This window comes from Lentzea sp. JNUCC 0626, assembly GCF_043632865.1.
Lineage (GTDB): Bacteria > Actinomycetota > Actinomycetes > Mycobacteriales > Pseudonocardiaceae > Lentzea.
The window spans coordinates 5,383,239-5,408,985 of sequence record NZ_CP171635.1; the positions used below are offsets into that span (position 1 = coordinate 5,383,239).

The following is a 25,747-nucleotide window of genomic DNA, read 5'->3' on the forward strand; positions in this document are numbered from 1 at the left end:
CCTTCACCTAGCGGCGAAGGCTCTGCGGACAGCCTAGCACATTTGAGCCCAACCGCTTCGCCGCCCCGCCCACCGCGCTGAGCTGCGACACGGCCCCGGACCACCACTTTCCGCCGCCGCCACAAGATCGAATGACCGCTGCCGTTCGGGCGATGTGAAGTGTGAACTGTTGACGTGAAACCTACTCATGAGTAGTCAGGTGGTTACGCCGCGTGCTGGAAGAGTCCCTCGTCCACTCAACGGGGAGAGGCCATGAAGCTAGCCGGAATCGCAACCGCAGCAGCACTGGTACCGATGCTCATGTTCGCCACCAACGCGTCCGCAGCCCCGCAGACCATCACCTACAAGCTCCGCGCGAGTGCCGTCGGGCAGACGACGGACTTCACGCTCGACCAAGGCGTTGACGCTTCGGCGCCGGCGACGGTCGCGCCCAACGGGGCCGTCAAGGTCACCATCGATCCCGCGCCCAACAAGGTTCCGGCCGAGGCGGGCGGGCGGCAGGTCCGGGAGATCAAGGGCCTCGCCCTCAAGCTTCCCGTCCCCGCCAACTCCAAGTTCACGTCCGCCTCGTTGTCCGGTGGGGCCGGGCTCGGTGGCACGCCGACGATTGCCTTGCAGGGCAACGACGTCGTGCTCAACGTGCCCGGGCCGATCAAGGGCGGCGCGGACTTCGAGCTGCCCACGGTCACGATCAACCTGCAGGCCGGTGGGACCGGGACGATCACCACGAAGCTGGGTGGCACCAGCTACGACGCTCCCGGCCTCACCTTCACGGCCGTGGTCAGCGTCATCGGGTTCCCGGTCAACGCCGCCGCGAAGGGCTACCCGGACCCCAGTCCCGTCCTCACCACGACCACGATCGGCTGACCACTGATGCCCCACCCCCTGCCGGGCATCAGGACGTAGCCGCGACCAGTGCGGTCATCGTGGCGAGCGTCGTGCGCAGGTCTTCCAAGGAGACCTGCGCACTGACGCGGTTCGCCCACTCGTACTGCGCGTCCCGCAACCGTTCCACCGCGGCGAAACCCTCCTCCGTGGGGCGGAGCAGCTTCGCGCGGGCGTGTGCCGGGTTCGGTAGATACTCGGCCAAACCCTTGTCCACCAACAGGTCTGCGATCCGCTGCACGGACTGACGCGCCAGGCCCATCTCCCGCGCCACGCCCGACACGGACAACGGTTCCTTCAAGACCGCGCCGAGCACCTGCCACCACGCCGCGGTCAGGCCCACCGGCTTCGTCATCACCTCGGCCGCGTCGAGGAAAGCGCCGTACAGACGGAAAGTGCGCATCACGACGTCGGTCAGGACGTCGCCGGACTCACTCCTGGACACTCGCCACCAGCTTTCCGAACGCCTCGGCGGTGTCGTCGCGGTTCCACTCGTACCAGGCCTGCAAAGTGGCAGCAGAGAACGTCTCCAGCTCCGCCAGCACCTCGCGGGCGAACTCCAACGAGGAAGATCCGCCGGCCGTGATCACGCCCTGGTCGCGCACGACTCGTTCGTCGCGATACAACGAGGCACCGCCGTAAGAACCAAGCGCGCCAACGAAGTTCGACGTGTGCGCCACGTCGTCGAGCAGCCCGGCGCCGGCCAGAGCGACGGTCGCGCCGCAGATCGCGGCCACCGGCTTGCCCGCCGCACGGAACCGCCGCGCCAGCTCGCCGAACGCCGTCGCCACCGAGGCGTCCTCCCAGCCGTCGCCGCCCGGCAGCACGAGCATCGCCGCGTCCTCGACGGAAACGTCCGCCAGCGCCACGTCCGGCAGCATCCGCACCCCGCCGACCGTGCGGATCGGGTCGAGCGTCAGGCCGACCGTCCGGATCTCGTACCGGCCCGGCTGCTGCTGGAAGTGCTGGATGTTCACCTGCGCCGCGACGTGCCCGTACTCCCAGTCCGCGAGCTGGTCGGTCAGCGCGAGGTACACCGTCTGTGTCATGACAGCAGACTGTCATAGTTGACAGCATGCTGTCAATAAACCCGAGCAGCTAAGGTCAGCGACATGGCAGACGAGCTGGTCCACTACGAGGTGCAGCGTGGCATCGCGACGATCACGCTGGACTCCCCCCACAACCGCAACGCGCTGTCGTCACAGCTGCGCCGCGAACTCAGGGACCACCTGACGAATGCGGCGAAGGACGACGACGTGCGTGTGGTCGTGCTGACGCACACGGGGTCGGTGTTCTGCTCCGGCATGGACCTCAAGGAGGCCACCGGCGCGAGTGCGGGCGACCAGGGCGTCAACGAGTTCCCCGCGATCCTCGAGCAGCTCTGGACCAGCCCGAAGCCGGTCGTCGCCGCGCTCAACGGCCCGGCCCGCGCGGGTGGCGTCGGCATCGTGGCTGCGTGCGACATCGCCGTCGCGGACGTCAAGGCCACCTTCGCGTTCAGCGAGGTCCGGATCGGCGTCGTGCCCGCCGTCATCTCGGTGACGGTGCTGCCGCGACTGCTCCCCCGCCAGGCCCACGAGCTGTTCCTGACCGGCGAGACCTTCGACGCCCAGCGCGCCAAGGAGATCGGCCTGCTCAACGCCGCCACCGACGACGTCGCGGCAGAGGTCCGCCGCTACACCGACATGCTCGCGCTCGGCGCCCCGAACGCCCTCGCGGCCACGAAGAACATGCTCCAGCAGGAGAGGTCCACGAACCTCGGCGAGGTCTTCGCGGACATGCTCGCGTTGTCGGCCCAGCACTTCGGCGGACCGGAGGGCCAGGAGGGCATCACGGCGTTCAAGGAGAAGCGCAAGCCCTCCTGGGTCCCCGCCGACTAGAACCAACCGGTGCACTCGATCACGCCCTGAGACGACCCGCAGGCGCGCATGACCCGGCCGTCGTTCTTGAACGCCTCGGTGTACTTCGCGGAACCCGAGTCGATCCTGGTGTACCCGAGGAAGCCCTCGTGCGAGTTCGCCGAGGGCTCCTTGCGGTCGGTCCAGACCTCCTCGCCGGGGGTGCCGTGCGAGATGCGCCCCCACGCGCACTTCGACTTGTTCGACGCGCGCAGCTCGATCACGCGGCCGTTCATCATCGTCACGGGGTTGTCGCCGTCGATCGTCTCGAACGGCGTGAACGGCCCCTCCTGCGAGCAGTCGGGGTCACCGGCGAAAGACACCGCCGGGCACAGCATTCCGACAACGACGACAACGCCGAGCGCACAGCTCAGGCGACGGAATTGCGTTCCCATGGAATGGCACTGTCCACTCCGGACGGGAAATGCGCAGCGCACGTCACCTTTCCGTGCGAATCACCCGCACTTTTCGGTCACCTGAATCAGCGGTCAGCTTCGCTGCGTCACGCAGCACCTCCAGCACGGAGGAGTCCAGGTCCGAGGGCACGACCAGCACGTACTCACCCGCGGGCAACCACGAGAGGTCCGTCAGGCTGTCGTACAACGCGTCGAGGTTCTGCCCGAACCACGACGGGAAGTCCAACGCGGAAGCAATGGCCGAGATCGCCGCAGCCTTTTCCGAAACGAGAATGTGCCGTTTCATTTAGCTACGTCCACCACGACGAACGACGAATAGTGGTCGCCGGTGTAGAAGACCTCTTTCGACGACCCCGTCACGATCCGCCGCGCACCCCGGTCTGGGCTTCCCGGCGTCGGCACCGTGTACTCCTTGTAGTACCCGGAGTCCTTGGCCGGCAGCCGCTTCTCGCGGTTCTGGAACGTCACGCCGTCGTTGCGCGGGTATGGGAACGGCCCGTTCGCCTCGATCAGCTTCCACGTCTTCGCGGCCTCGACCGGCAGCTTCGACAGCGCCTGCACGTCGAGCCCGGACGCGGCGCCGGGCAGCCCCTGAGCAGCACTCGACGCCACCGGCTTCGAGGATTCGACAGGAGGCGCCGAGGACGTGGTGTCCTTGACGAACCACCCGATGACGACAAGGGCGATGAGCCCGACCAGTGCGACGGTCAGGCGACGACCAGGACTCACGCGGCGACCTTCTCCGATTCGGGCTCCGGCTCGGGCTCGGGTTCGGGCGAGCCGACGGACGCGGGGTTGTTCGCACCCCAGTCAGCGACCCGGTCGATCAGCCGCGCCACGCCCAAGCACAAAGGCAACACCACGATCATCACGACGGGGAACTGCACGGCGACGGGCAGCTGCACGACCCACAGCTCGACCCCGTCCCACCACTGCACCAACCAGTCCACCCACCCGAGAGTAGTCGCGTGACCCGTGTCACGGCATTTGGCCACGTTCAAGATGGGTATGTTGCGAACCATGTTCGCCGTTTACGCAGCAGAACCCAGTCCTGAGAACCCGCTGGCCTCGCTCCGCGTCGGCGAGCGCCCCGAGCCCGAGGTCCAGAACGGGTGGGTGCGCGTCGCGGTCAAGGCGGCCAGCCTCAACATGCACGACCTGTGGACGTTGCGCGGTGTCGGCATCAAGCCCGAGCAGTTCCCGATGATCCTCGGCTGCGACGGCGCGGGCGTCCTCGACGACGGCACCGAGGTGGTGCTGCACTCCGTCATCGGCGACCCGAACTGGTCCGGCGAGGAGACGCTCGACCCCAAGCGCACGCTGCTCACCGAGAAGCACCAGGGCACGTTCGCCGACTACGTGGTCGTCCCGGCCCGCAACGCGCTGCCGAAGCCCGCGGACCTCACGTTCGCCGAGGCCGCCTGCATGGGCACCGCGTGGCTGACGGCGTACCGGATGCTGTTCGTGAAGTCCGGCTTGCGCCCCGGCCAGACGATGCTGGTGCAGGGCGCGTCGGGCGGTGTGTCGACGGCGCTGATCCAGCTCGGACGGGCCGCAGGCTTCCGTGTGTGGGTCACGGGCCGCACCGAGGAGAAGCGCGCGCTCGCCAAGACGTTGGGCGCGCACGACACGTTCGAATCCGGCGCCCGGCTGCCGGAACGGGTCGACGCGGTGTTCGAGACCGTCGGCAAGGCCACCTGGTCGCACTCGATGAAGGCCCTCAAGCCCGGAGGCATCGTGGTGATCTCCGGCGCGACGTCCGGTGACGCGTCCGCCGCCGAACTCCAGCGCCTCTTCTTCCTCCAGTTGCGCGTGGTCGGCTCGACCATGGGCACCCGCGAGGAACTGGGCGACCTCATCCGGTTCTGCGCGCTGAACGACCTCAAGCCGCAGATCGGCGCCGAGCTGAAGTTCGAGGACGCCGAGCAGGGCCTCAAGGCGATGCTGGACGGCGAGACGGCGGGCAAGATCGTCTTCACGCGCCCGTAAATCGGCACAAAACGCCCTGCTGGTCAGCGGGTCGACGCGAACCGCGTGACAGTGTTCCCATGACTACGCAGGGCGTTTTCCGGCGCAAGCCCATAGAACAGATCGCTGAGGACAAGGGCGACGGGCTCACCAGAACGCTGGGCCTGTGGCAGCTCACGGCCATCGGCATCGGCGGCATCATCGGCGCGGGCATCTTCTCGCTCGCGGGCGCGGTGGCGAACAAGACGGCCGGACCGGCCGTGCTCGTCTCGTTCCTCGTGGCGGGCATCGCGAGCGCGGCGGCAGCGTTCTCGTACGCCGAGTTCGCGGGCCTGATCCCCAAAGCGGGCAGTGCCTACACCTACGGCTACGCGGTGCTGGGCGAGATCGTCGGCTGGTTCATCGGCTGGGACCTGTTGCTCGAGTACACGGCGATCGTGGCGGTGGTCGCGATCGGCATCTCCGGCTACTTCACCGAACTCCTGAGCCTGCTCAACATCCATCTACCGGAGTGGATGCTGGGCGCCCCGGGCACAGAAGCGCCCGGCGTCGCCGAAGGCACGTACAAGGTGAACCTGTTCGCCGTGCTGCTGTGTCTGCTCATCGCGTACGTGCTGAACATGGGCATGAAGAACGCCGCACGGTTCGAAACGACGTTGGTGTACCTGAAGGTCGCGGTCGTGGCGCTGGTCGTCATCGTCGGCGCGTTCCACATCAACACGGACAACTACAACCCGTTCTTCCCGTTCGGCATCTCGGGTGCGCTCACGGGTGCGGCGACGGTGTTCTTCGCGGTGTTCGGCTACGACGCCATGTCGACGGCCGCGGAGGAGTCGAAGGACTCGCAACGACACATGCCGAAGGCGATCATCTACTCGCTCGCCGTCTCGATGGTGCTCTACGTGCTGGCCTGCCTCGTGCTCACCGGAATGGTGAACTACAAGGACGTCGACGCGGAGTCCGCGTTCGCCACCGCGTTCGCCGACATCGGCCTGCCCGCGCTGGGCATCATCATCAGCGTCGGCGCGATCCTCGGCATCACGACGGTGCTGTTCACGTTCATGATGGGCGCGGCCCGCGTCGGCTACTCGATGAGCCGCGACGGCCTGCTGCCGCAGTGGTTCGCGAAGTCGCACCCGGTGAAGCACGTGCCGTCGCGCATCACCTGGGTGCTCGGCATCGCGTCCGCGGTCATCGCCGGGTTCCTGCCGATCGCCGAGGCCGCCGAGCTCACCAACATCGGCATCCTGCTGGCGTTCGTCGTGGTCTGCATCGCCGTGATCGTGTTGCGGTACAAGCAGCCCGACCTCCCGAGGACGTTCAGGACGCCGGGCATGCCCGTCGTGCCGATCATCGGCGTGATCTTCTCGATCTGGCTGATCACGTTCCTGACCCCGGAGACCTGGCTGCGGTTCGCGATCTGGTTCGTGATCGGCCTGATCATCTACTTCACCTACTCGAAGCGGCACTCCGTCATGGAGCGTCAGACCAGGCGGTGACGATCTGGTCGAGGGTGGAGAGCGGCACCGCGCCGCTCCCCACCACCAGGTCGTGGAACGCGCGCACGTCGAACTTCTCGCCCATCCGCGCCTCCGCCTCGGCCCGGATGCGCAGGATCTCCAGGCGCCCCACCATGTACGCGAGCGCCTGGCCGGGCACCTCGATGTAGCGGTCGACCTCCGAGATGATCTCGGGCTCGGCCATCACGGTGTTCTCGCGCAGGTAGTCGATGGCCTGCTGGCGGGACCAGCCGAACGCGTGCAGCCCCGTGTCGACGACCAGGCGTCCGGCGCGCATCGCGTCGAGGCCGAGCATGCCGAGGCGCTGCTCGTCCGACGAGTAGAGGCCCATCTCGTCCGCGAGGCGTTCGGTGTAGAGACCCCAACCCTCCAGGTACGCCTCGATGAAGGCGAACTTGCGCATGGGGTGCATCTCGGTCTCAGCCGCGATGCTCACCTGGTAGTGGTGGCCGGGCACGGCCTCGTGGAACGCCGTCACCTCGGACAGCGTGCGGCTGCGTTCGGTGGCGCCCAACGGGTTCAGCCAGTAGATGCCCGGACGTGAGCCGTCTTGCGCGGCAGGCATGTAGAACGCGATCGGTGCCGTCGCGCGACCGGCCTCGTCGACCAGGCGCACCTGGCAGTCGGCCTTCGGCATGCGGCCGAACCAGTTCGGGGCCTCGGCCTCGGCGCGGGCGATCGCCTCGGTCGCGCTCTCGACCATCTGGTCCTCGTTGTCCCACAACAGCTCCGTGCGCAACCGGCGGAAGATCTCCGGCACGTCCGTGGTGCCCCAGAGCTTCGAGCCGATCTCCGCGTACTCCTCGCGCAACGACGCGATGATGTCGAGGCCGAGGCGGTGCAGCTCGTCGGGCGTGCGCGAGGTGGTCGTGTAGTTGCGGACCAGCTTGCGGTAGTTCTCCTCGCCCTCGGGCAGCCAGCACAACCCGGCGTGCTCGTCGCTGCGGCCGTCCGTGATCGACGCCAGCTGGTCGCGGAACTCGACCACGGCCGCGCGGATCTCGGCCGAGTGATCGCCCTCCCACGGCTGGGGCGGCGAGTCCAGGAACGCCTGCACGCGCTCGACCCCGGCCTCGACGTGCCGCTGCAACGGCTTGCGGTCGGTGTCGCGCAACCGTTGCGCCGCCTGCCGGATGTAGACCGGGAACTTGTCGAGGCGTTGCGACACGTCGACCTTGGTCGCGATCATGAGCAGGCCGTTGACCGGTGCGGTCAGGCCCTGCGCGACGGTGTGCTCGACGAGGCGCGCGTCCGTGCGGTCGATGATCGCCCGGCCCTGCTGCTTGATCACCGCGAGCGTGACCGGGTCCTCGTCGCTCGACTCGGCGCGTTCGAGGATGTCGGCGATCCGCTTCAGGACCGCCTGTTCTCCCTCGACGCTCAGGTCCTCGAGCTGGTCGTCCCAGCCGGGCAGGCCGAACATCGCGGCGGACAGCGGTGACGCGTCCATCACCGCCTGGAACATCTCATCCGCCAGTGACATCAGGCCCTCCCAGACCATTCGGTGACAAGAGCGTTCAACGTGGACAACGGTACGATGCCGTTCTCCAGCACCAGGTCGTGGAACGCCCGGATGTCGAAACTCTGCCCCAGCGCGGCCTCCGCCTCGGCCCGAATGCGCAGGATCTCCAGGCGCCCCACCATGTACGCGAGCGCCTGACCAGGCGTTTCGATGTACCGGTCGATCTCGCCCTCGATCTCCGAATTGTCCATCACGGTGTTCTCGCGCAGGTAGTCGACGGCCTGCCGGCGCGACCAGCCCAGCGCGTGGATGCCGGTGTCGACGACGAGCCTGCCCGCGCGCATCGCGTCGAGGCCGAGCATGCCGAGGCGCTGCTCGTCCGACGAGTACAGGCCCATCTCGTCCGCGAGCCGCTCGGTGTAGAGACCCCAGCCTTCGAGGTAGGAGTCGACGAACGCGAACTTCCGCACGTTCGTCAGCTCGGTCTCGGCGGCGATCGAGATCTGGAAGTGGTGACCGGGCACGGCCTCGTGGAACGCCGTCACCTCGGACACCGTGCGGCTGCGCGAGGTGGCGTCGAACGGGTTCGCGAAGTAGATGCCGGGACGGGAACCGTCGAGCGCCGCGTCCACGTAGTAGGCGAACGGCGCGTTGGCACGGTCCTGTTCCGGCGTGAACCTGACCTCGCACCGCGCCTTGGGCAGTCGGCCGAACCACTTGGGCGCCTCGGCGTTCGCCCGGACGACAGCCTGCTCCGCGCTGACGAGCATGTCGTTCTCGTTGACCCACAACAGTTCCGTGCGGAGGCGGCGGAAGATCTCCGGCACGTCCGAGGTGCCCCAGAGCTTCGAGCCGATCTCCGCGTACTCCTCGCGCAGCCCGGCGATCAGGTCGTGCCCGAGCTGGTGCAGTTCGGCGGGTGTGTAGGACGTGGTGGTGTAGTCCCGGACGAGCTTGCGGTAGTTCTCCTCACCGTCGGGCAGCCAGCACAGCCCGGCCTGCTCGTCGGACCGGCCGGGCAGGCCCAGCAGCGTCTCGCGGTACTTCGCGAACGCCGGGCGCACGTCCGCGTCGCCCTCCCACTCCTGCCGGGGCAGGGCGAGGAACTTCTCGACGTGGTCCGCCCCGCTGCGGACGTGCCGGGCGAGCGGCCTGCGGTCGGTGTCGACGAGCCGGCCCGCCACCTGGTCGAGGAAGCGCGGGATCGCGTGCACCCGCTGCGAGAAGTCGACCTGCGAGGTGTAGCGGAGCAGCAACGAGACCGGCGAGTTCAGCCCGCGCGCCACGCTGTGCTCGACCAGCCGCGCGTCGATCATGGTGATGATCGACGTGGCCTGGTGCCTGATCACGTCCTTCGAGACCGGGTCCTCGTCACTCGCGTCGAGGCGGTCGAGGACGTCCGTCAGCCGGGCCCGCAGGTCGCGGTGGCCTTCCGGACTGGGATCTTCGAGTCGGTCGTCCCAGCCGGGAACGCCGACGAGCGTGGCGAAGTACGGATACCAGTCCATCATCGCCTGGAAGGTCTTGTCCGAGAGGGAGGTCACGCCCTCCTTCTTAGCCCTGTCCGGCAAGTCTGTCAGGTGGTAGGCGCGGGTGAGCGAGCCGGAGACGCTACTGCCGCCCGACGGACTTGCCGGACAGGGCTTAGCCGCGCGAGAACCGCTCGGCCAGGGATTTGACCGCTTCGGCCAGCTCGTCGCCGAGCCTGCGCACGACCTCGCCCGCGGGTTCGGCCGTCGCGAGCGGGTACGTCGTGCCCGCCCACAGCGACATGACCTCGACCTCGCCGGTGGCGCGCACGGGCTTCGTGAGGTGATGCACGTTCGGGTACGCGGCGGGCGCGTGCGGGGTGTGCTCGATCAGAAACCGGTTCACCAGGCCGCGCGCCGGACGTCCGCTGAACGCCCGCGTGAGGGCCGTGCGCCGGGCTCCTTCGGCGAGCGCTTCCCGTTGTGCGGCATTGGTTCCCGCTTCCGGGCAGCCGAGGAACGCGGTGCCGAGCTGGGCCGCGATCGCACCAGCGGCGAGCACCGCGGCGACGTCGGCACCGGTGACCAGGCCGCCCGTCGCGATCACCGGCAGGTCGACGGCGGCGCGCACGAGCCGGATCGCCGCGAGGGTGCCGTAGAGCTCGCCGCCACCGGGCGAGATGCCGTCGTCGGCGAACGTGCCGCGGTGGCCGCCCGCGTCGGACCCCTGCACGCACACGACGTCCGCGCCGATCTGCTGCGCCTGCCGGGCCTCGCTCGGGGTGGTGACCGTCACGACGATCGTGGAACCGGCCGCCTTGAGCCGTTGCACGTCGTCGACGTCGGGCAGGCCGAAGGTGAACGACACCACGGGCACCCGCAGTGCCAGCACGAGTTCGAGCTTCGCGGCGTAGTTGTCGTCGTCCCAGCGCGGATCGCCGGGGACAGCACCGACCTTCTCCGCGCAGGACTTGACGCGTTGCACGTACGACGAGATGTCCGCTGTCGGCCGTGTGCCGGGCACGAACAGGTTGACCCCGAACGGCTTCGTGGTGAGCTCGCTCGTGCGCGTGATCTTCTCCGCGAGCTGCTCGACGGTGATGTAGCCGGCCGCGAGGAACCCGAACCCGCCCGCCTCGTTCACCGCGGCGACCAGTTCGGGAGTGGAGGGACCACCTGCCATGGGCGCGGCGACAACGGGGACACCCAGCGTGGGGAACATGGAGGACAACCTAGTTGGATCGGGCGACGAATGCCTGGTGAAGGCCTGTGTTCTTGATGACGCAACGACTCCGCGCGTCGGCGCCACGTCCACAGTGGACGTGGCGCCGACCGGTTCCATCATCTAGGGCAGGGAGTCCAGATGAGGGGCGACCGTGTTGGCGAACTGCCAGTTGTTCGAAGCGTCCCAGTTGATCGACCACGTCATGGCGCCGCGGATCGACGGCCAGGTCGTGCTCGGCTTGAACGTTCCGCAGTTGGTGCCGCGGGCGAGGCAGCTGAGCGCGTTGTTGACGTTGGACGGCGACTGGTAGCCACCACCGGCACCGGACGGCGACGCGGGCAGGCCGAGGCCCACCTGGTCGGCCCGGAGACCGCTCTGGAGCTGGATGCACGCGAGCGCGGTCAGGAAGTTGACCGTGCCCTGGCCGTAGACCTGCTGGTCGCAGCCGAGCATCGTGCCGGAGTTGTAGTACTGCATGTTGACGATCGTCAGGATGTCCTTGGTCGCCAGCGCCAGCTTGAAGTACTCGGCGTTGACGTTCTGCATGTCGATCGTCTGCGGCGCCATCGTGATGACCTTGCCGCCGCCGGCGTGGATGTCGCGCAGCGCCTGACCCATGTACTGGGCGTTGACGCCGTTCTCCAGGTCGATGTCGACGCCGTCGAAGCCGTAGGACGAGATGAGGCCCTTGACGCTGTTGGAGAAGTTCGTCGCCGCCGTGCCGTTGCCGACGCTGATCGTGCCCTTCTCACCGCCGACGGAGATGATCACCTTCTGGCCGCGGTTCTGGACCGTCCGGATGTCGGCGCGGAACTGCGCGTCGGTGTAGCCGCCGAGCTGGCTGCTCAGGCCGGGGTCGAGGTTGAACGCGACCTGGCCCTGCACCGCCGTGGCGTCGGCGAACGAGACCGCGATGATGTCGTAGGTGGTGGGGACGTCGGCGAGCTTGAGAGCGCGCGCACCGTTGTAGAAGTTCTGCCAGTAGCCCGTCAGGACGTGCTTCGGCAGACCGGTGTTCGGCGGGTTGCCCGTCGTGGTGGTGGTCGTGGTCGTCGTAGTGGTGGTGGTGGACGTCGTGGTGCTCGTCGTCGTGGGCGGCGTGCCGGGGCCGTCGAGGTTGACGTCGTCGGCGTAGTAGGCGGGCTGGCCGTACCAGCCGTGCAGGTAGATCGTGACGCTGGTGGCGCTGCCGGTGGTGAAGTCGACGGTCAGCTGGGAGAAGCCGCTGGAACCGGGCGTCCAGGTGTTCTTCTCCACGCCGCCGGTGACGCCGAGGTAGACGTAGCTGCCCTGGACCCACGCGGTCAGCTTGTAGGCCGTGTTCGGTTGCACCGAAACGGTTTGCTGGCACCGCGCGTTGCTCTGGCCGACGGGCGCGCCCTGCAGGGCGTACTGGCCGGTGCGCTTGGTGCTGTTGCTGACGCTCGTGCCTTCGGTGCAGGTCCAGCCGCTCAGGTTGCCGGCCTCGAAGCCGCTGTTGGCCGCGAGGTTCGCGGCGGCGGCGTTGCCGTTGATCACCAGCACCAGACCCGCACACGCGAACAGCGCGGACAGCAGCGCTATGGCTGCTCGTCTGGCCTTGGACATGGTCCACCTCCACACATCATGCGGCGGCCATGTTGTGAGTGGACTAAAAATGGACTAGACCACTGCACTTGGTCAAGACCTGGTTTAGCTTGATGCGCGTGTTCACCCTCGAAGACGCCATCGCACTGGCCACTTCCGCGCACGACGGGCAGGTCGACAAGTCGGGCCGGCCGTACATCGGACATCCGTTGCGGGTCATGGCATCCGTGACCGGGGAGCACGAGCAGATGACCGCCGTGCTGCACGACGTCATCGAGGACACGTGGGTGACGGCTGAAGATCTTGCTTCGCGCGGCTGTCCCGAGGTCGTCGTCGACGCCGTGGTCGCGTTGTCGCACCTGCCGGAGGAGCCGCAGGAGGACTACCTGCGCCGCGTCGCCGCGAACCCGTTGGCACTCTCCGTGAAGCGCGCGGACATCGGCGACAACCTCTCCCCCGCCCGGATGGCCCGTCTCGACGACGCCACGCAGGAGCGCCTGAAGGCCAAGTACGCACGAGCCCTGGGGTTGCTCGCCGAGTACGTGAGCTAACTCGCCTTCTTCATCGGTACAGGTGCTTCTATCAGGGTGTATTATCGGATCGTAACCAAGATTGGAAGGATCCGATGACCCGCCACGACCTGTCCGTGAAGTCCCTGCGTTCGACCCTTGCCACGCGCCGCGCGGCTCGGGTGAAGCGGCAGAGCCTGGAACGGCAGTTGGCCAGCTACACCACGGAGAGCGACCGACTCGAACTGGACGCCATCCTCTCGCGGCACTCCGCGGAGGAGACCGGCGAGCTCCGTTCGATCATCAACCGCCAGGCCATGGACCGCCTCCTGCGTTCCGCCTGACGTACAAAATCCTTGGGCCACCCCGGCAACGATGCCGAGGGTGGCCTTCGCGTTTTCAGAAGAGTCGCTTGAGGGTGAGGACGTTGTCCTTGCGCGTCTCCTGCTGGCCCTCCGGCCCGACCAGCGGCCGTTCCACCACCTCGTCGGTGACGATGATCCAGTTGTCCTTGAGCCGCAGGTGGTCGAGCACGTCCTTGGTGGTCGGGAAGTAGTAGTCCTGATGCGGCGACCACGACGGTGCGGCCGCGTGCCCGCCGATGACGAGGTGCCCGCCCGGCGCGACGGCATCGGACGCGCGCTTGAGGATGCTGTTGCGTTCGCCGTCCTCCTCGACGGGCGAGTGCAGGAACTGCGCGCTGACCAGGTCGTAGAGCCCTTCGGGGAACGTGGCCTTGAGATCGTGCTGCTCCACCGAGATCTCGACGCCGGCGTCGTAGGCGTGCTGGATCGCCCGGTCCAGCGCAACCTGCGACACGTCGACGCCCAGCACCCGCCAGCCGCGCTTCGCGAGCCACACGGCGTCGCCACCCTCCGCACACCCGACGTCGAGCGCGCTGCCGGGCGTGAGCCGCTCGGCCTCGCGCACCAGCAACGGGTTGGGGTTGCCGGACCAGACCTGGTCCCGCTCCGAGTAGAAGGTCTCCCAGAACTCCTGCGCAGTCGTCATGGTGTCGACGATGCGCCCGTTCGTGCCGTTACGGCAAACTACGTTGCCGTCTTGGCAACGCCGGGGCCAGGCAGCAGATCCACGTCCCCCGCCCGCATCGGCTCACCGCAGTGGTCGCAGTGCAGCACGACGTCCGCGATCTCGCCGCACGCGTGGTGCCGGTAGAGCACAGGCGGTCCCTCCGGCGCGAGGTGGCGGTCGCCCCAGCCCTTCATGACCATGAGCAGGTCGATCAACTCGGTGCCCTTGGCCGTCAGCACGTACTCGTAGCGCGGCCGCTGGTCATACGGCCTGCGCTCCAGAACTCCTTGCTCCACCAGGTGGTTCAGCCGTTCGGTCAGCACCTTGCGGGAGATCCCGAGGTCGGCCTGGAGCTGCTCGAACCGGGTCATGCCGACCCACACGTCGCGCAGGATCAACGGCGTCCAGGGCTCCCCCACGACGTCGAGCGTGCGCGCGATCGAACACGCCATCCCGCTGAAACTGGTCCGCTGCATGGTCCCGAGGTTATCAGTTCAGGGTTCCCTTAAGGAACTGTGGCTGCTACGGTCATGGAGTCTCTTAAAGGAACCCAGATGGGAGTGGCGATGAGCAAGGTGATCGGTGCCCACGCGGTGTCGGTGGACGGCTACATCACGGGCCGCGACGCGCGTCCGGGGCACGGCCTGGGCGACGGCGGGATGCTCTTCGACTGGTACTTCGACGGCACCGTCCCGAGCACCGTCTTCGACGGCTTCAAACTGAGCGAGGCCAGCGCCCCGCTGTTCGACTCGCTGGCCGCCCGCGTCGGCGCGATGGTCGCGGGCCGCAAGACCTACGAGGACTCCGAACGGTTCGGCGGCGGCAGCCCCGTCCCGAACGCCCGAGTCGTGGTGCTGAGCCACTCTGCTGTGCCGACGCTGTCCGCACAGCAGACCCCGGCCACCACCATCGAGTCCGCGATCTCCGCCGCCCGCGACCTGGCCGACGGCCGCGACGTGGGCCTCATGGGCGGCGGCGTGCTGACGTCGGCGTTGCGCGCGGGCCTGGTGGACGAGATCGTGCTGCACCAGGTCCCCGTGCTGCTCGGCGGCGGCCGCCCGTTCTTCCAGGAACTCCCCGGCCACGTGCGCCTGAACCTGATCGAGGCCGTGCCGGCGCCGGGCGTGACGCACCTGCGTTACGAGGTGCAGCGATGAACGCCGACCTCCGCGCGCTGCTCGACGGCACCCCGATCGCCCACCTCGCCACACTTCTGCCCGACGGCGCACCACACTCCGTGCCGTTGTGGATAGGCACGCACGGCGATCACATCGCGATCCTCACGGGCCCTGCCTCGCAGAAGGCCCGCAACCTGCGCCGAGACCCGCGCGTGGCGATCTCCCTGACGCCGCCGGACAACCCGTTCCAGCCCGTGACCCTGCGCGGCCGGGTCGTGGAGTGGATCACCGGCGACGCGGCGTGGGAGATCGTGGACGCCATCGCCCAGAAGTACGTCGGCACGCCTTACGGACGCGACGAGGAACGAGTCGTCGCGCTCATCGCAGTCGCCTGAGCACGCCTGCTCCATCGCCGTGGCCCTTGAACGAGTAGAAGGCCTGGCCGTCCGGCTGCATGACCAGATCGATTCTGACCGAATCCACGCAGGTTCCCTGATATTCGATGCGCTCGACCGCACTGATCTTGTTGTCCCAGGCAGCCGCCAGTTCCCACCTGCCGCCACAACGCAGGTTCGGGTAATCCACGGAGGCAATGGTGGCACCGCTGGCCCCGCCCGCAATCACGACCTCGACCGGGTACGGATCAGAACTGCCCTGGTAGACCTGCCCGAACCACTTTCCGTGAAAGCTCTGCGGCACGGCAGGTTGCGGAGCGCCGGCGTTCACCGCAGGAGGTCTGGGTTTCGTCTGGGGTGTCGGCACCAGCGCCGCAGCGCTGGTCAACACGGTCTCCGACGCGGGCACGACGGGCGGTGTGGTGACAGGCGCCGCGACCGAGGTGATCCCGCCCTGGTCCGTCGGCAGGGTGACTGCCGCCGGTTCCTCGGTCGGCGCTGAACCAGTCCAGCCGTCGAATCCGAAAAAACCCACAACGGTCACCAAGCTCGCCAGGAAACCGACAACCGCGGCCGCCACTCCCGCACCGGCGACCACTCGTTTGCTGATCACTGAACCCGCGCCTCTCACGTCAAGCCGAATGTCCTGACGTCGAAAAGCGCAGGTGCCTTGTTACAGAACTCTTTCCACGCGAATTGGCATCCGAGGAATTCCGATGGACGTTCAGCCCAGCAACGCGATGTCCAACCGCCCGTAGTGGAACTCGCGCACCGCGATGACGAGTTCGTCCACCGTGAGCGCGCCGTCGCCGTCCAGGTCGATGCGGTCGAACGCCGCGTCGGAGTCGGCGTCGCTCAACCCCACCGCGTTCCCGAGCCACCGGCGCAACTCCACCTTGCTCACCAGCCCATCGCGGTCGGTGTCGCACAGGTCGGCGATCGCGGCGATGGCCGGGCGCAGCAGGTCGTCGAACCCCTGGTCACCCCGGCCGAACATCAGCTCCTGGTTCGCCGCCAGGTACTGCTCCTGGTTCATCGCACCAGAAGGACCGACGCCTGCGGCTTCCGCCTGGCGGCTGTGGAGGGCGATCAAAGCCTCCATCACGGCACGGCCGCGTCCGCTGCTCAGGCTCTCCCCGAACGCGTGGACGATCCGCCGTGCTTCCGCCTCGTAGTCGGAGCGGTCGATGACCCCGTCGTTGTTGGCGTCCCACTTCCGGAACCTGCGGACGTCGTTGTCATGGCTCGTAACTGAGGTCATGGCCATCGACGTTAGGCAACCGGCCCGAATGCCGACAGTCGCACGAACAGCTGAACCTGATCAGGCCCGACCGTTCGGCACGTTCTTGTGCGGCCCGAAGTATCCGACGTAGACCTTGCCGCGTTCACGCGACGTTGCGAAGTAGATCCGAGGAGCGCTCGAGCCGCCACCTTCGGCGATCTTGATGTGCGCCTGCATCTCGGTGCGGCCGGAAAGGTCCATCTCGCGGTCGACCGGAAAGATCCTCTTCGCCGCCAGCTTCGGGTTGTTCATCACCGTCTCGCTCTCCGACATGGCAAGCTTCTTCGAGGTCGCGGGCCACACGTGGGGATGACCGGACTGGGAACACCAACTCCAGAAGTCAGCCGTGCCCTCGACGTTCCGGAGCGCTTCCGCATACGCGTGCAGCGCCAGGAACGCCCGCCAGGCGGTCTGTCCCCATGCCTTCGCCTCCACCGCAGCATCGAGATCGTCGAGATCAACGCATGCGGTATCTGGGAGGCTCAGGTATTCGGACAGGATCTCCTGCGCTTGCAGGGCAGCGGTACTCGGCGAGTCGATTTCGGCTGGGTCGACGGCGTCGAACTCCTCGACGGCGGGCACCGCGGCAAGCGATCCGCTCCGCAGCAGCGCGTTCTCCTTCCACGCGACGCTGAGCCGTTGCCGCAGCAGGATGTTCTCCTCGCCGAGCGTCTGCTGATCCTCCACGAGGTTCTCGTACCTCTGGTCGAGATCCGCCTTGAGACGTTCGAGATCGTGCACCGTGGCCATCGCCAGGTCCAGCAGTTCGCGGTCTTCGCCGGACATGCCCGGCTCCAGCAGAGCGGCGGCGACCTCATAGCTCTGCGCCGCCCGCCGCACCCCTGCCCGCGGCGACACGGCGCGAAAGATCTGGGGACCGGCGTTCTCCTTCCGCAGGTATCTGGCCGCGACCGTGTAGCGGTGTCGCCATCCGTCGCTCAGCGCGGGATCAGCTCCGGGGAGGTAGATCCGGAAGGCGCCGTCCCTGACGCCGTAATCCTCACCGAGGATCTCGCCGAAATGAGCTGTCGCAACGTCATCGAGCCTGCAGACCTGGGCGAGTCCGGCGTTCTCCTCCGCCGCCCGCTTCACGGACCGCAGGTAGACGCTCTCGGCCGCGAAGCCGGGCGGTGCCAGGTGCAGCCGGTAGTCCGCGGGTAGCGCGGCGAACACCACCACCGGCAGGTCCCTGTCCAGGTCGGTGACGATCTCGGCGAGTTGTTCCGCACCGGACTCGCCCTCGTAGGTGATCGGTGACCCGGCGAGCGGTACGCAACGCCGTCGAGCGGTGCGGCTCGCTGCGAGGAGGTCCCGCACGAAGCGAGGGGAGGAGATGTTCATCCGGTCGACCTCGACGTCGTGGGAGACGACGTCGAGGTCGACCCAGATCCAGCTACCGCCCTGCCCCACCTCCTGCGTGACGGCAGGGCCTGACCAGTGCCGGACGGTCGTCGTCCACCTCACGCCATTGGCGTGCGACTCCGTGAAGGAGAGCTGGAAGATGGAATCAGCCGTACCGCTGTCTTCCCCGGCGGTGTCGACCTTCACCCGTTTCGCACCACCGTCGACGACTCCGTCAGCGAGTCCCAACCGTCCACCGGACTTGTAGCCGATCCAATGTTCCAGGGACTTCAGCAGGCGGTCTCTCACGCCTTGGTCGCTTTCGCTCCACATGCCCCGATAGACGATCGCCATATGACCCACCCCGGCTCACGTTCCCGACCGAACCTCCGCTGGATGGGTAATCGCAATCGCCCTCGGCAACGCATCATGCGTTACCCAAACGTTCGCAAGACGCCAAAGGGCCGCGTCCCCGACTCAACGGAAAACGCGGCCCTGGAAGCGAACTGATGAACCTACTTCTTGCCCTTCGGTTCGTCAGTGGACAGCGCGGCGACGAAGGCCTCCTGCGGCACCTCGACCCGGCCGACCATCTTCATGCGCTTCTTGCCTTCCTTCTGCTTCTCGAGCAGCTTGCGCTTGCGGGTGATGTCACCGCCGTAGCACTTGGCCAGCACGTCCTTGCGGATCGCGCGGATCGTCTCGCGGGCGATCACGCGGGCACCGATCGCGGCCTGGATCGGCACCTCGAACTGCTGCCTCGGGATGAGCTCACGCAGACGGGTCGCCATGCGCGTGCCGTACGCGTAGGCGTAGTCCTTGTGCACGATCGCGCTGAACGCGTCGACCGTCTCACCCTGCAGCAGGATGTCGACCTTGACGAGCTCCGCGTCCTGCTCGCCGGACTCTTCGTAGTCGAGCGAGGCGTAACCGCGGGTGCGCGACTTCAGCGAGTCGAAGAAGTCGAAGATGATCTCGCCGAGCGGCATCGTGTAGCGCAGCTCGACCCGGTCCTCCGACAGGTAGTCCATGCCGCCGAGCTGGCCGCGCTTGGACTGGCAGAGTTCCATGATCGCGCCGATGTAGTCGGACGGCGCGATGATCGTGCACTTGGTGATGGGCTCGTAGACCTCGGCGCGCTTGCCCTCCGGCCAGTCGGACGGGTTCGTCACGACGTGCTCGGTGCCGTCCTCCATCACCACGCGGTAGACGACGTTCGGGGCGGTGGAGATCAGGTCCAGGCCGTACTCGCGTTCCAATCGGTCGCGAGTGATCTCCAGGTGCAGCAACCCGAGGAAGCCGCAGCGGAACCCGAACCCGAGCGCGGCCGACGTCTCCGGCTCGTAGGTCAGAGCCGCGTCGTTGAGCTGGAGCTTGTCCAACGCCTCGCGCAGCTCCGGGTAGTCGGAGCCGTCGACCGGGTAGAGGCCCGAGTAGACCATCGGACGCGGCTCGCGGTAGCCGGCCAGCGGCTCGGTGGCGCCCTTGCGCTCGGACGTGACGGTGTCGCCGACCTTGGACTGGCGCACGTCCTTCACGCCGGTGATCAGGTAGCCCACCTCGCCGACGCCGAGGCCCTGCGACGGCTTCGGCTCCGGAGAGACGATGCCGACCTCGAGGATCTCGTGGGTCGCGCCCGTCGACATCATCTTGATGCGCTCGCGCGGCGTGATCTTGCCGTCGACCACGCGGATGTAGGTGACGACGCCGCGGTAGGTGTCGTAGACCGAGTCGAAGATCATCGCGCGGGCCGGGGAGTCGGCGGCGCCGACCGGGGCCGGAACCTTCCGCACGACCTCGTCCAGCAGCGCCTCGACGCCGAGACCGGTCTTCGCCGAGACCCGCAGCACCTCCTCCGGCTCGCAGCCGACGATGTGCGAGATCTCCTTGGCGTACTTGTCCGGGTCCGCCGCGGGCAGGTCGATCTTGTTCAGCACCGGGATGATGGTGAGGTCGTTCTCCATCGCCAGGTACAGGTTCGCGAGCGTCTGCGCCTCGATGCCCTGCGCGGCGTCCACCAGCAGCACGGCGCCTTCACAGGCCTCCAGCGCGCGGGACACCTCGTAGGTGAAGTCGACGTGGCCAGGCGTGTCGATCATGTGCAGGACGTGGTCCTGCCCTTCGAGCTGCCACGGCAGACGCACGTTCTGCGCCTTGATGGTGATGCCGCGCTCTCGTTCGATGTCCATCCGGTCGAGGTACTGAGCGCGCATCGCCCGCGCGTCGACCACGCCGGTGAGCTGCAGCATGCGGTCGGCCAGCGTCGACTTGCCGTGGTCGATGTGCGCGATGATGCAGAAGTTCCGGATGAGCTCCGGCGGCGTGAAGGTCGTGTCGGCGAACGTGGTCAAGGCAGTCCTCAACAGAAAATCGGACGGGTGTCCCCTTATGGTCCCATAGAGGGTCACGTGCTCTGCACCACTAGGGTGCGTCCGTGCAGATGAACGGTGAGGACCCCCGCCCGGACAAGGGCGCGGTGCGTGAGATCTTCGACGCCGCGGACGCCGCCAAGCTCGCCTACGAGCCCTCGATGGACGGCGACGCGGACCCCGGCGAGGTCGTCTGGGCCTGGGTGCCCTACGAGGAGGACGCCAACCGCGGCAAGGACCGCCCGCTCCTGGTCGTGGGCCACATGGGCCGCGAACTGGTCGCGTTGATGCTCTCCTCGAAAGAGCCGCGCGACGACTACTTGGAACTGGGCGCGGGCGCCTGGGACCGCGAGGGCCGCCCCTCCTACCTGCGGCTGGACCGCGTCTTCGCCCTCGACTCGGACGACGACATCCGCCGCGAGGGCGCCGTGCTGGCCCCCGCAGCCTTCGGCCAGGTCGTGGACGCCCTACGCGACCGTCACGGCTGGCGCTGAACGAACGCACGCCACGCGGGTGCGCTGAACGTCAGCGTGCCCGCGTCGGCGTTCTTGGAGTCACGCACCAGCACGTCGAGTGCGAACGACACCTCGACGCACTCGCCGTCTTCGGTGGCCCCGCTGTAGCTGCTCTTACGCCAGGTGCGGTCCTGCATCATGAAAATCCTCTCGCGGTGGGCTGACGTACTCTGCCAGCTTCCTCCGCGATTGTTCTGCATCCAAGGCGACCTCAGCCAGACGGTCGAAGAGCAGACGGGTCCTCACGATGGCGGCCGGATCCTGTACGAACACCTTCGTCAGATCGGTCTCACCGAAGGCCACCGGCATCGACTTCTCGTACTCCCACAACACACAACCGAACGACGGAACCACGATGTCCGCAGGCACGATCCGGATGACGTGTGTCTCGAACAGCAGCCGCGCGTACTGATCTTCCATAACCTGCGCGTCGCCCACCTGCTGCCGCAGCGCCAGCTCATGGACGTAGAACAAGCAGTCCGGCCGATTTCGTCGTCGCAGAAGCGTCTGCCGCGCTGCCCGAAGCTCCACGAGCACGGCGATTCGCTCCTCGGGCACGAATCCGCCCAGCCGATACAGGGCGTCGGCGTACTCCGGAGTCTGTACGAGCCCAGGTACGCCCAGCGGCGTGTAGCTGGTGATCATCTTGGCCGTGGACTCGGCGAACACCACTGTGCGCAGGTTGTCCGAGACCTGCACGATGTACTCGTCGAATGCCGTCTGGTACCGCCGCCGGAAGTCCTCGAAGAAGTCGATGTCCTTGCCGCACATCGTCAGGTACTGCACCAGGTCGATCTCGCTGGCGCGTGCCTTGCCCTTCTCGATGTTGGTGACCTTGCTCGGGTGCCAGCCCAGCCGCAGGGCCAGGTGGACGCCACCCAGGTCGGTGCAGGTCTCCCGAAGCCGGCGCAGCTCATCACCCAGAGCCCTGCTGCACGCCGTCGATGTGATCACGCTCATACGACCGACGCTAGGGATTGCAGGAGCTCCAACAAAGAGGCTCATTCGGGTGAAAACGGCTTCACGCCAGGCGCGTGATGTCGACCGTGACCTCCAACGCCGTGGCCGCGCCGCCCGAGTAGATGCCCTTCAACGGCGCCACGTCCGCGTAGTCACGGCCAAGCGCCACCCACACGTGCCTCGGTCCGACCGGCATGGCGTTCGTGGGGTCGTACCCCCACCACCCGCCGGTCCACGCTTCGATCCACGCGTGTGACTCGCCGCGCACCGTCTCTCGTAGTGCGCCGTCTTTCTTCGTGTGCAGGTATCCGGAGACATAGCGCGACGGGATGCCCATGCCGCGCAGCAGCACCAACGTCAGGTGCGCGAAGTCCTGGCAGACGCCCTTGCGTTCGTGCCACGCGTCGACGGCCGAGGTGTGCACGCCGGTGGAGCCAGGCTGGTACTTGAGCTGCTCCCACACCCATTGCGAGGCGGCGAGCACGGCCTCGGACGGCGTCTTGCCCTTCTTCAGGTCGCGCGCGATCGACAGCAGTTCGCGGTTTCGGGGCGTGTAGCGGGTGGGTTCGAGGAACTCCGTGTAGCGGTCGAGGAGGTTCTCCTCGCGCATGTCCGCCCATGTGCCCGTGGTGATCGGTTCGATCTCCGAGCTCGTCTCCACCACCGAGGACGCCACGACCTGAAGTTCCTTGTGCGGTGCGTGGAGGTCGAACGACGTGACCTCCGTGCCCCAGTAGTCCGTGTATCGGAACGCACGGGTGGCCGGCGTCGTCTCCACGCGTGAGACGACCACGTTCTGCTTGCGGTCACCGCGCGGGGTCAGCCGCGCCTCGTTGTAGGACTGCACGACAGGCGCCTCGTAGACGTAACCCGTCGTGTGCACGACACGCACTCGCCAGCTCATGGTCAGCCCACCTCGGTGTTCGTCCAGGCGACCCACGGCGCCACGTGGAAGTACTGCTGTGACACGGCTTCACCGACCTCGCGGACCGTCCGCTGCAACACGGCGAGGCGTTTCGGCAGGTCGTCGATCAGGTCGTGCGGCCGCAGGAACTCGAGTTCGCTGCGTGCCTTGCCAAGCAACCTGAGTGCCTCCGCGCGCGCACCGACGCGTACGGACGGTTGGTTCTCCAGCTGTTCCAAGCACGACTCAGCCTGGCGCAACGCGTGGAACACCGAACGCGGGAACAGCCTGTCCAACAACAGGAACTGCACCACTCTCGACGCGTCCAACGCGCCGCGGTACGTCCGTAGGTACGTGTCGTGCGCACCGGCAGACCGCAGCACCGTGACCCAACCAGGCGATGAGGCCTTGTCGCCCACACGCGCCAGCAGCAGGCGCACGATCATGTCGACGCGTTCGACAGAACGTCCCAGCACGAGGAACCGCCAGCCGTCGTCGCGGGACATCGTGGAGTCCGCGAGCCCGGCGAACATGGCCGCGCGCTCCTCCACGAAGCTGAAGAACGCGTGCGGGCCCATCGTGCGCGCGTAGGTCTGCCGTTCGGCGACGGCGTTCCACATCGCGTTGAGGCACTCCCACATTTCGGTCGACACGACCTCACGAGCGCCACGTGTGTTCTCGCGCGCGCTGTTGACCGACGACACGATGGAGCTCGGGTTCTCCTTGCTGTACGCCACCAGTTCGGTCAACGACCACACGTCGAACTGGTCGGCGCCATCGGGCGGTGTGATGCCCAGGACCGTGAGCAGCTGACGGGACGTGGCGTCGGGATCGACGGTCGCGTCCTCCAGCAGTTGGTGGACCGAGACGTCGAGGATGCGCGCCGTGTCGTCGGCTCGTTCGACGTACCGGCCGATCCAGTACAGCGACTCAGCGTTGCGTGCCAGCACTTCGCGCCTCCCTACTGCTGCTGCTGTTGTTGCTGTTGCTGGGAAGTGGTCAGCTCCGGCCCCTGCTCCGCGGCCGCCGCCTCCATTTCGGACGGTCCCGCGAGGCCCGGTTCCGCGAGCTCGCGCTCCTGCGTGGACGACTTCGCCGCCAGCACCCAGGTGTCCTTCGACCCGCCGCCCTGCGACGAGTTGACGACGAGGCTGCCCTCCGGCAACGCGACGCGCGTCAGCCCGCCGGGCAGCACGAAGATGAAGTTGCCGTCGTTCACCGCGAACGGCCGCAGGTCGACGTGCCGCGGCGCGAGCTTGTCGCCGATCTTCGTCGGCACGGTGCTCAGCTGCACGACGGGCTGCGCGATCCAGCCGCGCGGGTTGGTCTTGATCCGCTTGCGCAACGAGTTCAGCTCGCGCATCGTCGCGTCCGGCCCGAACACGATCCCGTACCCGCCGGAGCCTTCGACAGGCTTCACGACGAGCTCGTCGAGCCGGTCGAGCACGTGCGCCCGCTCGTCCGGCAGCCAGCACCGGAACGTGTCCACGTTGGGCAGCAACATCTTCTCGCCGAGGTAGTACTGCACGATCTCGGGCAGGTAGGTGTAGACGAGCTTGTCGTCGGCCACCCCGTTGCCGACCGCGTTGGCGACGACGACGTTGCCCGCCCGCGCCGCGTTCAGCAGGCCGGCGATGCCCAGCACGGAGTCGGGCCGGAAGTGCACGGGATCGAGGAAGTCGTCGTCGATGCGCCGGTAGATGACGTCGACCTGCCGTTCGCCCTCGGTCGTCCTCAGGTAGACGAAGTTGTCGCGGCAGAACAGGTCGCGCCCCTCGACGAGCTCCACGCCCATCTGCCGGGCGAGCAGCGAGTGCTCGAAGTAGGCGGAGTTCGCGAGACCGGGGGTGAGCACCACGACGTTCGGATCCGCGGCGTTGGGCGCGGCGGCGTTCCTCAACGCCCGCAGCAGATGCACCGCGTAATCGCCCACAGCGCGCACACGGTGCCGTGCGAACAGATCCGGGAACACCCGCGCCATGGTTCGCCGGTTCTCCATGACGTAAGAAACGCCACTAGGACAGCGCAGATTGTCTTCGAGAACCCGGAACGTTCCCTGCTCGTCCCGCACCAGGTCCACCCCGGCCACGTGGATGCGCACCCCGTTGGGCGGGCTGATGCCGGCTGCTTCCCGGTGGAAGTGATCGCACGACGTGATGAGGCGCCTGGGCAGCACGCCGTCCCGGACGATCTGGGCGTCGCCGTAGATGTCCGCGAGGAACATCTCCAACGCCCGCACCCGCTGGACGATGCCCTTCTCGAGCTTCGACCACTCGCTCGCGGTGATGATCCGCGGGATCAGGTCGAGCGGGAACGGCCGCTCCTGGCCGCTGAGTGAGAAGGTGATGCCTTGGTCCACGAAGGCCCGGCCGAGCGCCTCGCTGCGCGCGTTCAGGTCGTTGACCTGCGACGGAGCCACCGACTCGTACAGCGCGCGGTAGGCACTGCGCACCCCGTTGTCCGTGGAGAACATCTCGTCGTAGGCGCCGGCGTGTGGGCGTTCGGGATTCAGATAGCCGTTGAACAGCTCACCGAGCCTCGGCGCGGTGACCGTGCGGCTGCGGCGCAGTCCTGAGGTGCGGGCTCGGTGTTCCATGGTCCACATCTTCACCCCGTTCAGCCCGATTTCGCACTAGGCCGACCGGACAGAAACCTGCCGGAAACCAAGCGCGTCTCGACTGGCCACCGTTCGTTCTGCCTCGAACGAGTCCGGCGAGGCCGCACCGGGGGTGCGTGGAACACAAAAAAGCCCTGCGGGGAGCGCTTGTGGCGCTCAACCCGCAGGGCAAATTAAGTTCGGCGGCGACCTACTCTCCCACACCGTAACCAGTGCAGTACCATCGGCGCAGAAGGGCTTAACTACCGGGTTCGGAATGGGACCGGGTGTTTCCCCAACGCTATAACCACCGAAAC

General features: G+C 67.4%; 30 protein-coding genes and 1 rRNA gene. 9 read left to right on the forward strand and 22 right to left on the reverse strand.

All coding sequences use genetic code 11. From position 1 onward, the window contains the following. The first annotated feature begins 252 nt into the window (after positions 1–252). Complete coding sequence (locus JNUCC0626_RS24115; protein ID WP_394613040.1) at positions 253–867, forward strand: cyclase; 615 nt, start codon at positions 253–255, stop codon at positions 865–867. 28 nt (positions 868–895) lie between these two features. Here JNUCC0626_RS24115 and JNUCC0626_RS24120 read toward each other — a convergent pair whose 3' ends face one another. After that, positions 896–1,330: a MarR family winged helix-turn-helix transcriptional regulator gene (locus JNUCC0626_RS24120; RefSeq protein WP_394613041.1), complete on the reverse strand. Its 435-nt coding sequence runs from the start codon at positions 1,328–1,330 to the stop codon at positions 896–898. Continuing rightward, positions 1,317–1,934, reverse strand: a complete 618-nt coding sequence (locus JNUCC0626_RS24125) for a DJ-1/PfpI family protein (protein WP_394613042.1) — start codon at positions 1,932–1,934, stop codon at positions 1,317–1,319. Before JNUCC0626_RS24125 ends, JNUCC0626_RS24120 begins: the two co-directional genes overlap by 14 nt. 63 nt (positions 1,935–1,997) lie before the next feature. Between JNUCC0626_RS24125 and JNUCC0626_RS24130 the strand changes: the two genes are divergently transcribed. Then, positions 1,998–2,765: an enoyl-CoA hydratase family protein gene (locus JNUCC0626_RS24130; protein WP_394613043.1), complete on the forward strand. Its 768-nt coding sequence runs from the start codon at positions 1,998–2,000 to the stop codon at positions 2,763–2,765. Here JNUCC0626_RS24130 and JNUCC0626_RS24135 read toward each other — a convergent pair. Genes JNUCC0626_RS24135 through JNUCC0626_RS24150 form a run of 4 tightly spaced genes read right to left on the reverse strand, consistent with a single transcriptional unit; the run spans position 2,762 to position 4,149 of the window. Continuing rightward, the gene (locus JNUCC0626_RS24135) at positions 2,762–3,178 is read right to left on the reverse strand and encodes a hypothetical protein (protein WP_394613044.1); all 417 of its coding nucleotides are present in this window, start codon (positions 3,176–3,178) and stop codon (positions 2,762–2,764) included. The two genes, JNUCC0626_RS24130 and JNUCC0626_RS24135, sit on opposite strands and share 4 nt — an antisense overlap. Before the next feature lie 43 nt (positions 3,179–3,221). After that, positions 3,222–3,485 (reverse strand): barstar family protein, encoded by a 264-nt coding sequence (locus tag JNUCC0626_RS24140; RefSeq protein WP_394613045.1) that lies wholly within the window; start codon positions 3,483–3,485, stop codon positions 3,222–3,224. Beyond that, entirely contained in the window at positions 3,482–3,928 is a 447-nt protein-coding gene (locus JNUCC0626_RS24145) for a ribonuclease domain-containing protein (RefSeq protein ID WP_394613046.1), read from the reverse strand. Before JNUCC0626_RS24145 ends, JNUCC0626_RS24140 begins: the two co-directional genes overlap by 4 nt. After that, on the reverse strand, positions 3,925–4,149 hold the full coding sequence (locus JNUCC0626_RS24150; protein ID WP_394613047.1) for a hypothetical protein: 225 nt from the start codon (positions 4,147–4,149) through the stop codon (positions 3,925–3,927). Before JNUCC0626_RS24150 ends, JNUCC0626_RS24145 begins: the two co-directional genes overlap by 4 nt. Before the next feature lie 70 nt (positions 4,150–4,219). On the opposite strand from JNUCC0626_RS24150, the gene JNUCC0626_RS24155 reads away from it, so the two are divergent. Then, complete coding sequence (locus JNUCC0626_RS24155) at positions 4,220–5,188, forward strand: zinc-binding dehydrogenase (RefSeq protein ID WP_394613048.1); 969 nt, start codon at positions 4,220–4,222, stop codon at positions 5,186–5,188. 59 nt (positions 5,189–5,247) lie between these two features. Next, entirely contained in the window at positions 5,248–6,666 is a 1,419-nt protein-coding gene (locus JNUCC0626_RS24160; RefSeq protein WP_394613049.1) for an amino acid permease, read from the forward strand. Here the strand turns inward: JNUCC0626_RS24160 and JNUCC0626_RS24165 are convergent. The 4 genes from JNUCC0626_RS24165 to JNUCC0626_RS24180 all read right to left on the reverse strand — a co-directional run bounded on the left by JNUCC0626_RS24165 (position 6,641) and on the right by JNUCC0626_RS24180 (position 12,430). Continuing rightward, complete coding sequence (locus JNUCC0626_RS24165; protein WP_394613050.1) at positions 6,641–8,170, reverse strand: DUF885 domain-containing protein; 1,530 nt, start codon at positions 8,168–8,170, stop codon at positions 6,641–6,643. The two genes, JNUCC0626_RS24160 and JNUCC0626_RS24165, sit on opposite strands and share 26 nt — an antisense overlap. Then, the gene (locus tag JNUCC0626_RS24170; RefSeq protein ID WP_394613051.1) at positions 8,170–9,693 is read right to left on the reverse strand and encodes a DUF885 domain-containing protein; all 1,524 of its coding nucleotides are present in this window, start codon (positions 9,691–9,693) and stop codon (positions 8,170–8,172) included. The genes JNUCC0626_RS24165 and JNUCC0626_RS24170 overlap by 1 nt, the downstream gene beginning before the upstream one ends. 100 nt (positions 9,694–9,793) lie before the next feature. After that, the gene (locus JNUCC0626_RS24175) at positions 9,794–10,840 is read right to left on the reverse strand and encodes an NAD(P)H-dependent flavin oxidoreductase (RefSeq protein WP_394613052.1); all 1,047 of its coding nucleotides are present in this window, start codon (positions 10,838–10,840) and stop codon (positions 9,794–9,796) included. Positions 10,841–10,963: 123 nt separating this feature from the next. Beyond that, a complete protein-coding gene (locus tag JNUCC0626_RS24180) occupies positions 10,964–12,430 on the reverse strand; it encodes a chitinase (protein WP_394613053.1) in 1,467 nt (488 codons plus the stop codon). Between the two features lie 98 nt (positions 12,431–12,528). Between JNUCC0626_RS24180 and JNUCC0626_RS24185 the strand changes: the two genes are divergently transcribed. Together JNUCC0626_RS24185 and JNUCC0626_RS24190 are read left to right on the forward strand one after the other, a co-directional pair. Continuing rightward, the gene (locus JNUCC0626_RS24185; protein WP_394613054.1) at positions 12,529–12,960 is read left to right on the forward strand and encodes a phosphohydrolase; all 432 of its coding nucleotides are present in this window, start codon (positions 12,529–12,531) and stop codon (positions 12,958–12,960) included. Positions 12,961–13,034: 74 nt separating this feature from the next. After that, positions 13,035–13,262, forward strand: a complete 228-nt coding sequence (locus JNUCC0626_RS24190) for a hypothetical protein (protein WP_382439506.1) — start codon at positions 13,035–13,037, stop codon at positions 13,260–13,262. A gap of 55 nt (positions 13,263–13,317) precedes the next feature. Here JNUCC0626_RS24190 and JNUCC0626_RS24195 read toward each other — a convergent pair whose 3' ends face one another. Beyond that, positions 13,318–13,929 carry a class I SAM-dependent methyltransferase gene (locus JNUCC0626_RS24195; RefSeq protein ID WP_394613055.1) on the reverse strand — a complete coding sequence of 204 codons (612 nt, stop codon included), beginning with the start codon at positions 13,927–13,929 and terminating at the stop codon, positions 13,318–13,320. A gap of 38 nt (positions 13,930–13,967) precedes the next feature. Then, positions 13,968–14,426 (reverse strand): winged helix-turn-helix transcriptional regulator, encoded by a 459-nt coding sequence (locus JNUCC0626_RS24200; protein ID WP_394613056.1) that lies wholly within the window; start codon positions 14,424–14,426, stop codon positions 13,968–13,970. A 90-nt stretch (positions 14,427–14,516) separates the two neighbouring features. Between JNUCC0626_RS24200 and JNUCC0626_RS24205 the strand changes: the two genes are divergently transcribed. Continuing rightward, positions 14,517–15,107, forward strand: coding sequence for a dihydrofolate reductase family protein (locus JNUCC0626_RS24205; protein ID WP_394613057.1), 591 nt, complete (start codon positions 14,517–14,519; stop codon positions 15,105–15,107). Continuing rightward, entirely contained in the window at positions 15,104–15,463 is a 360-nt protein-coding gene (locus JNUCC0626_RS24210) for a PPOX class F420-dependent oxidoreductase (protein WP_394613058.1), read from the forward strand. Before JNUCC0626_RS24205 ends, JNUCC0626_RS24210 begins: the two co-directional genes overlap by 4 nt. Here the strand turns inward: JNUCC0626_RS24210 and JNUCC0626_RS24215 are convergent. The 4 genes from JNUCC0626_RS24215 to lepA all read right to left on the reverse strand — a co-directional run bounded on the left by JNUCC0626_RS24215 (position 15,447) and on the right by lepA (position 20,437). Then, positions 15,447–16,076, reverse strand: coding sequence for a hypothetical protein (locus JNUCC0626_RS24215; protein WP_394613059.1), 630 nt, complete (start codon positions 16,074–16,076; stop codon positions 15,447–15,449). The genes JNUCC0626_RS24210 and JNUCC0626_RS24215 overlap by 17 nt on opposite strands. Positions 16,077–16,187: 111 nt before the next feature. Further along, positions 16,188–16,724 carry an EF-hand domain-containing protein gene (locus JNUCC0626_RS24220; RefSeq protein WP_394613060.1) on the reverse strand — a complete coding sequence of 179 codons (537 nt, stop codon included), beginning with the start codon at positions 16,722–16,724 and terminating at the stop codon, positions 16,188–16,190. A 60-nt stretch (positions 16,725–16,784) separates the two neighbouring features. Beyond that, positions 16,785–18,440 carry a hypothetical protein gene (locus JNUCC0626_RS24225; protein WP_394613061.1) on the reverse strand — a complete coding sequence of 552 codons (1,656 nt, stop codon included), beginning with the start codon at positions 18,438–18,440 and terminating at the stop codon, positions 16,785–16,787. 161 nt (positions 18,441–18,601) lie between these two features. Further along, a complete protein-coding gene (gene lepA, locus JNUCC0626_RS24230; RefSeq protein WP_394613062.1) occupies positions 18,602–20,437 on the reverse strand; it encodes a translation elongation factor 4 in 1,836 nt (611 codons plus the stop codon). 89 nt (positions 20,438–20,526) lie between these two features. Here lepA and JNUCC0626_RS24235 point away from each other — a divergent pair, with 89 nt between their 5' ends. Further along, the gene (locus tag JNUCC0626_RS24235) at positions 20,527–20,949 is read left to right on the forward strand and encodes a type II toxin-antitoxin system PemK/MazF family toxin (RefSeq protein WP_382439812.1); all 423 of its coding nucleotides are present in this window, start codon (positions 20,527–20,529) and stop codon (positions 20,947–20,949) included. Here JNUCC0626_RS24235 and JNUCC0626_RS24240 read toward each other — a convergent pair. The 6 genes from JNUCC0626_RS24240 to rrf form a co-directional block, all read right to left on the reverse strand. Continuing rightward, a complete protein-coding gene (locus tag JNUCC0626_RS24240) occupies positions 20,934–21,110 on the reverse strand; it encodes a DUF397 domain-containing protein (protein WP_394613063.1) in 177 nt (58 codons plus the stop codon). The genes JNUCC0626_RS24235 and JNUCC0626_RS24240 overlap by 16 nt on opposite strands. Beyond that, positions 21,085–21,930, reverse strand: coding sequence for a helix-turn-helix domain-containing protein (locus JNUCC0626_RS24245; protein ID WP_394613064.1), 846 nt, complete (start codon positions 21,928–21,930; stop codon positions 21,085–21,087). Before JNUCC0626_RS24245 ends, JNUCC0626_RS24240 begins: the two co-directional genes overlap by 26 nt. Positions 21,931–21,991: 61 nt before the next feature. Then, positions 21,992–22,834, reverse strand: a complete 843-nt coding sequence (locus JNUCC0626_RS24250) for a transglutaminase family protein (RefSeq protein ID WP_394613065.1) — start codon at positions 22,832–22,834, stop codon at positions 21,992–21,994. 2 nt (positions 22,835–22,836) lie between these two features. After that, the gene (locus JNUCC0626_RS24255) at positions 22,837–23,784 is read right to left on the reverse strand and encodes an alpha-E domain-containing protein (RefSeq protein ID WP_394613066.1); all 948 of its coding nucleotides are present in this window, start codon (positions 23,782–23,784) and stop codon (positions 22,837–22,839) included. Between the two features lie 11 nt (positions 23,785–23,795). After that, positions 23,796–25,430: a circularly permuted type 2 ATP-grasp protein gene (locus tag JNUCC0626_RS24260; protein ID WP_394613067.1), complete on the reverse strand. Its 1,635-nt coding sequence runs from the start codon at positions 25,428–25,430 to the stop codon at positions 23,796–23,798. Positions 25,431–25,628: 198 nt separating this feature from the next. After that, positions 25,629–25,745 (reverse strand): 5S ribosomal RNA (gene rrf / locus JNUCC0626_RS24265). Between the last annotated feature and the right edge of the window lie 2 nt (positions 25,746–25,747).

Bases quoted from the DNA above. Each gene is read 5' to 3' on its own strand.
- JNUCC0626_RS24140 (WP_394613045.1), bottom strand. From the start codon at position 3,485: ATGAAACGGCACATTCTCGTTTCGGAAAAGGCTGCGGCGATCTCGGCC.
- JNUCC0626_RS24115 (WP_394613040.1), top strand. From the start codon at position 253: ATGAAGCTAGCCGGAATCGCAACCGCAGCAGCACTGGTACCGATGCTC.
- JNUCC0626_RS24155 (WP_394613048.1), top strand. From the start codon at position 4,220: ATGTTCGCCGTTTACGCAGCAGAACCCAGTCCTGAGAACCCGCTGGCC.
- JNUCC0626_RS24220 (WP_394613060.1), bottom strand. From the start codon at position 16,724: ATGACCTCAGTTACGAGCCATGACAACGACGTCCGCAGGTTCCGGAAG.
- JNUCC0626_RS24175 (WP_394613052.1), bottom strand. From the start codon at position 10,840: ATGTTCCCCACGCTGGGTGTCCCCGTTGTCGCCGCGCCCATGGCAGGT.
- JNUCC0626_RS24200 (WP_394613056.1), bottom strand. From the start codon at position 14,426: ATGCAGCGGACCAGTTTCAGCGGGATGGCGTGTTCGATCGCGCGCACG.
- JNUCC0626_RS24195 (WP_394613055.1), bottom strand. From the start codon at position 13,929: ATGACGACTGCGCAGGAGTTCTGGGAGACCTTCTACTCGGAGCGGGAC.
- JNUCC0626_RS24205 (WP_394613057.1), top strand. From the start codon at position 14,517: ATGAGCAAGGTGATCGGTGCCCACGCGGTGTCGGTGGACGGCTACATC.
- JNUCC0626_RS24165 (WP_394613050.1), bottom strand. From the start codon at position 8,170: ATGTCACTGGCGGATGAGATGTTCCAGGCGGTGATGGACGCGTCACCG.
- JNUCC0626_RS24250 (WP_394613065.1), bottom strand. From the start codon at position 22,834: ATGAGCTGGCGAGTGCGTGTCGTGCACACGACGGGTTACGTCTACGAG.
- JNUCC0626_RS24135 (WP_394613044.1), bottom strand. From the start codon at position 3,178: ATGGGAACGCAATTCCGTCGCCTGAGCTGTGCGCTCGGCGTTGTCGTC.
- JNUCC0626_RS24210 (WP_394613058.1), top strand. From the start codon at position 15,104: ATGAACGCCGACCTCCGCGCGCTGCTCGACGGCACCCCGATCGCCCAC.
- JNUCC0626_RS24130 (WP_394613043.1), top strand. From the start codon at position 1,998: ATGGCAGACGAGCTGGTCCACTACGAGGTGCAGCGTGGCATCGCGACG.
- JNUCC0626_RS24160 (WP_394613049.1), top strand. From the start codon at position 5,248: ATGACTACGCAGGGCGTTTTCCGGCGCAAGCCCATAGAACAGATCGCT.
- JNUCC0626_RS24180 (WP_394613053.1), bottom strand. From the start codon at position 12,430: ATGTCCAAGGCCAGACGAGCAGCCATAGCGCTGCTGTCCGCGCTGTTC.
- JNUCC0626_RS24245 (WP_394613064.1), bottom strand. From the start codon at position 21,930: ATGAGCGTGATCACATCGACGGCGTGCAGCAGGGCTCTGGGTGATGAG.
- JNUCC0626_RS24225 (WP_394613061.1), bottom strand. From the start codon at position 18,440: ATGGCGATCGTCTATCGGGGCATGTGGAGCGAAAGCGACCAAGGCGTG.
- JNUCC0626_RS24260 (WP_394613067.1), bottom strand. From the start codon at position 25,430: ATGGAACACCGAGCCCGCACCTCAGGACTGCGCCGCAGCCGCACGGTC.
- JNUCC0626_RS24190 (WP_382439506.1), top strand. From the start codon at position 13,035: ATGACCCGCCACGACCTGTCCGTGAAGTCCCTGCGTTCGACCCTTGCC.
- JNUCC0626_RS24240 (WP_394613063.1), bottom strand. From the start codon at position 21,110: ATGATGCAGGACCGCACCTGGCGTAAGAGCAGCTACAGCGGGGCCACC.
- JNUCC0626_RS24125 (WP_394613042.1), bottom strand. From the start codon at position 1,934: ATGACACAGACGGTGTACCTCGCGCTGACCGACCAGCTCGCGGACTGG.
- JNUCC0626_RS24235 (WP_382439812.1), top strand. From the start codon at position 20,527: ATGAACGGTGAGGACCCCCGCCCGGACAAGGGCGCGGTGCGTGAGATC.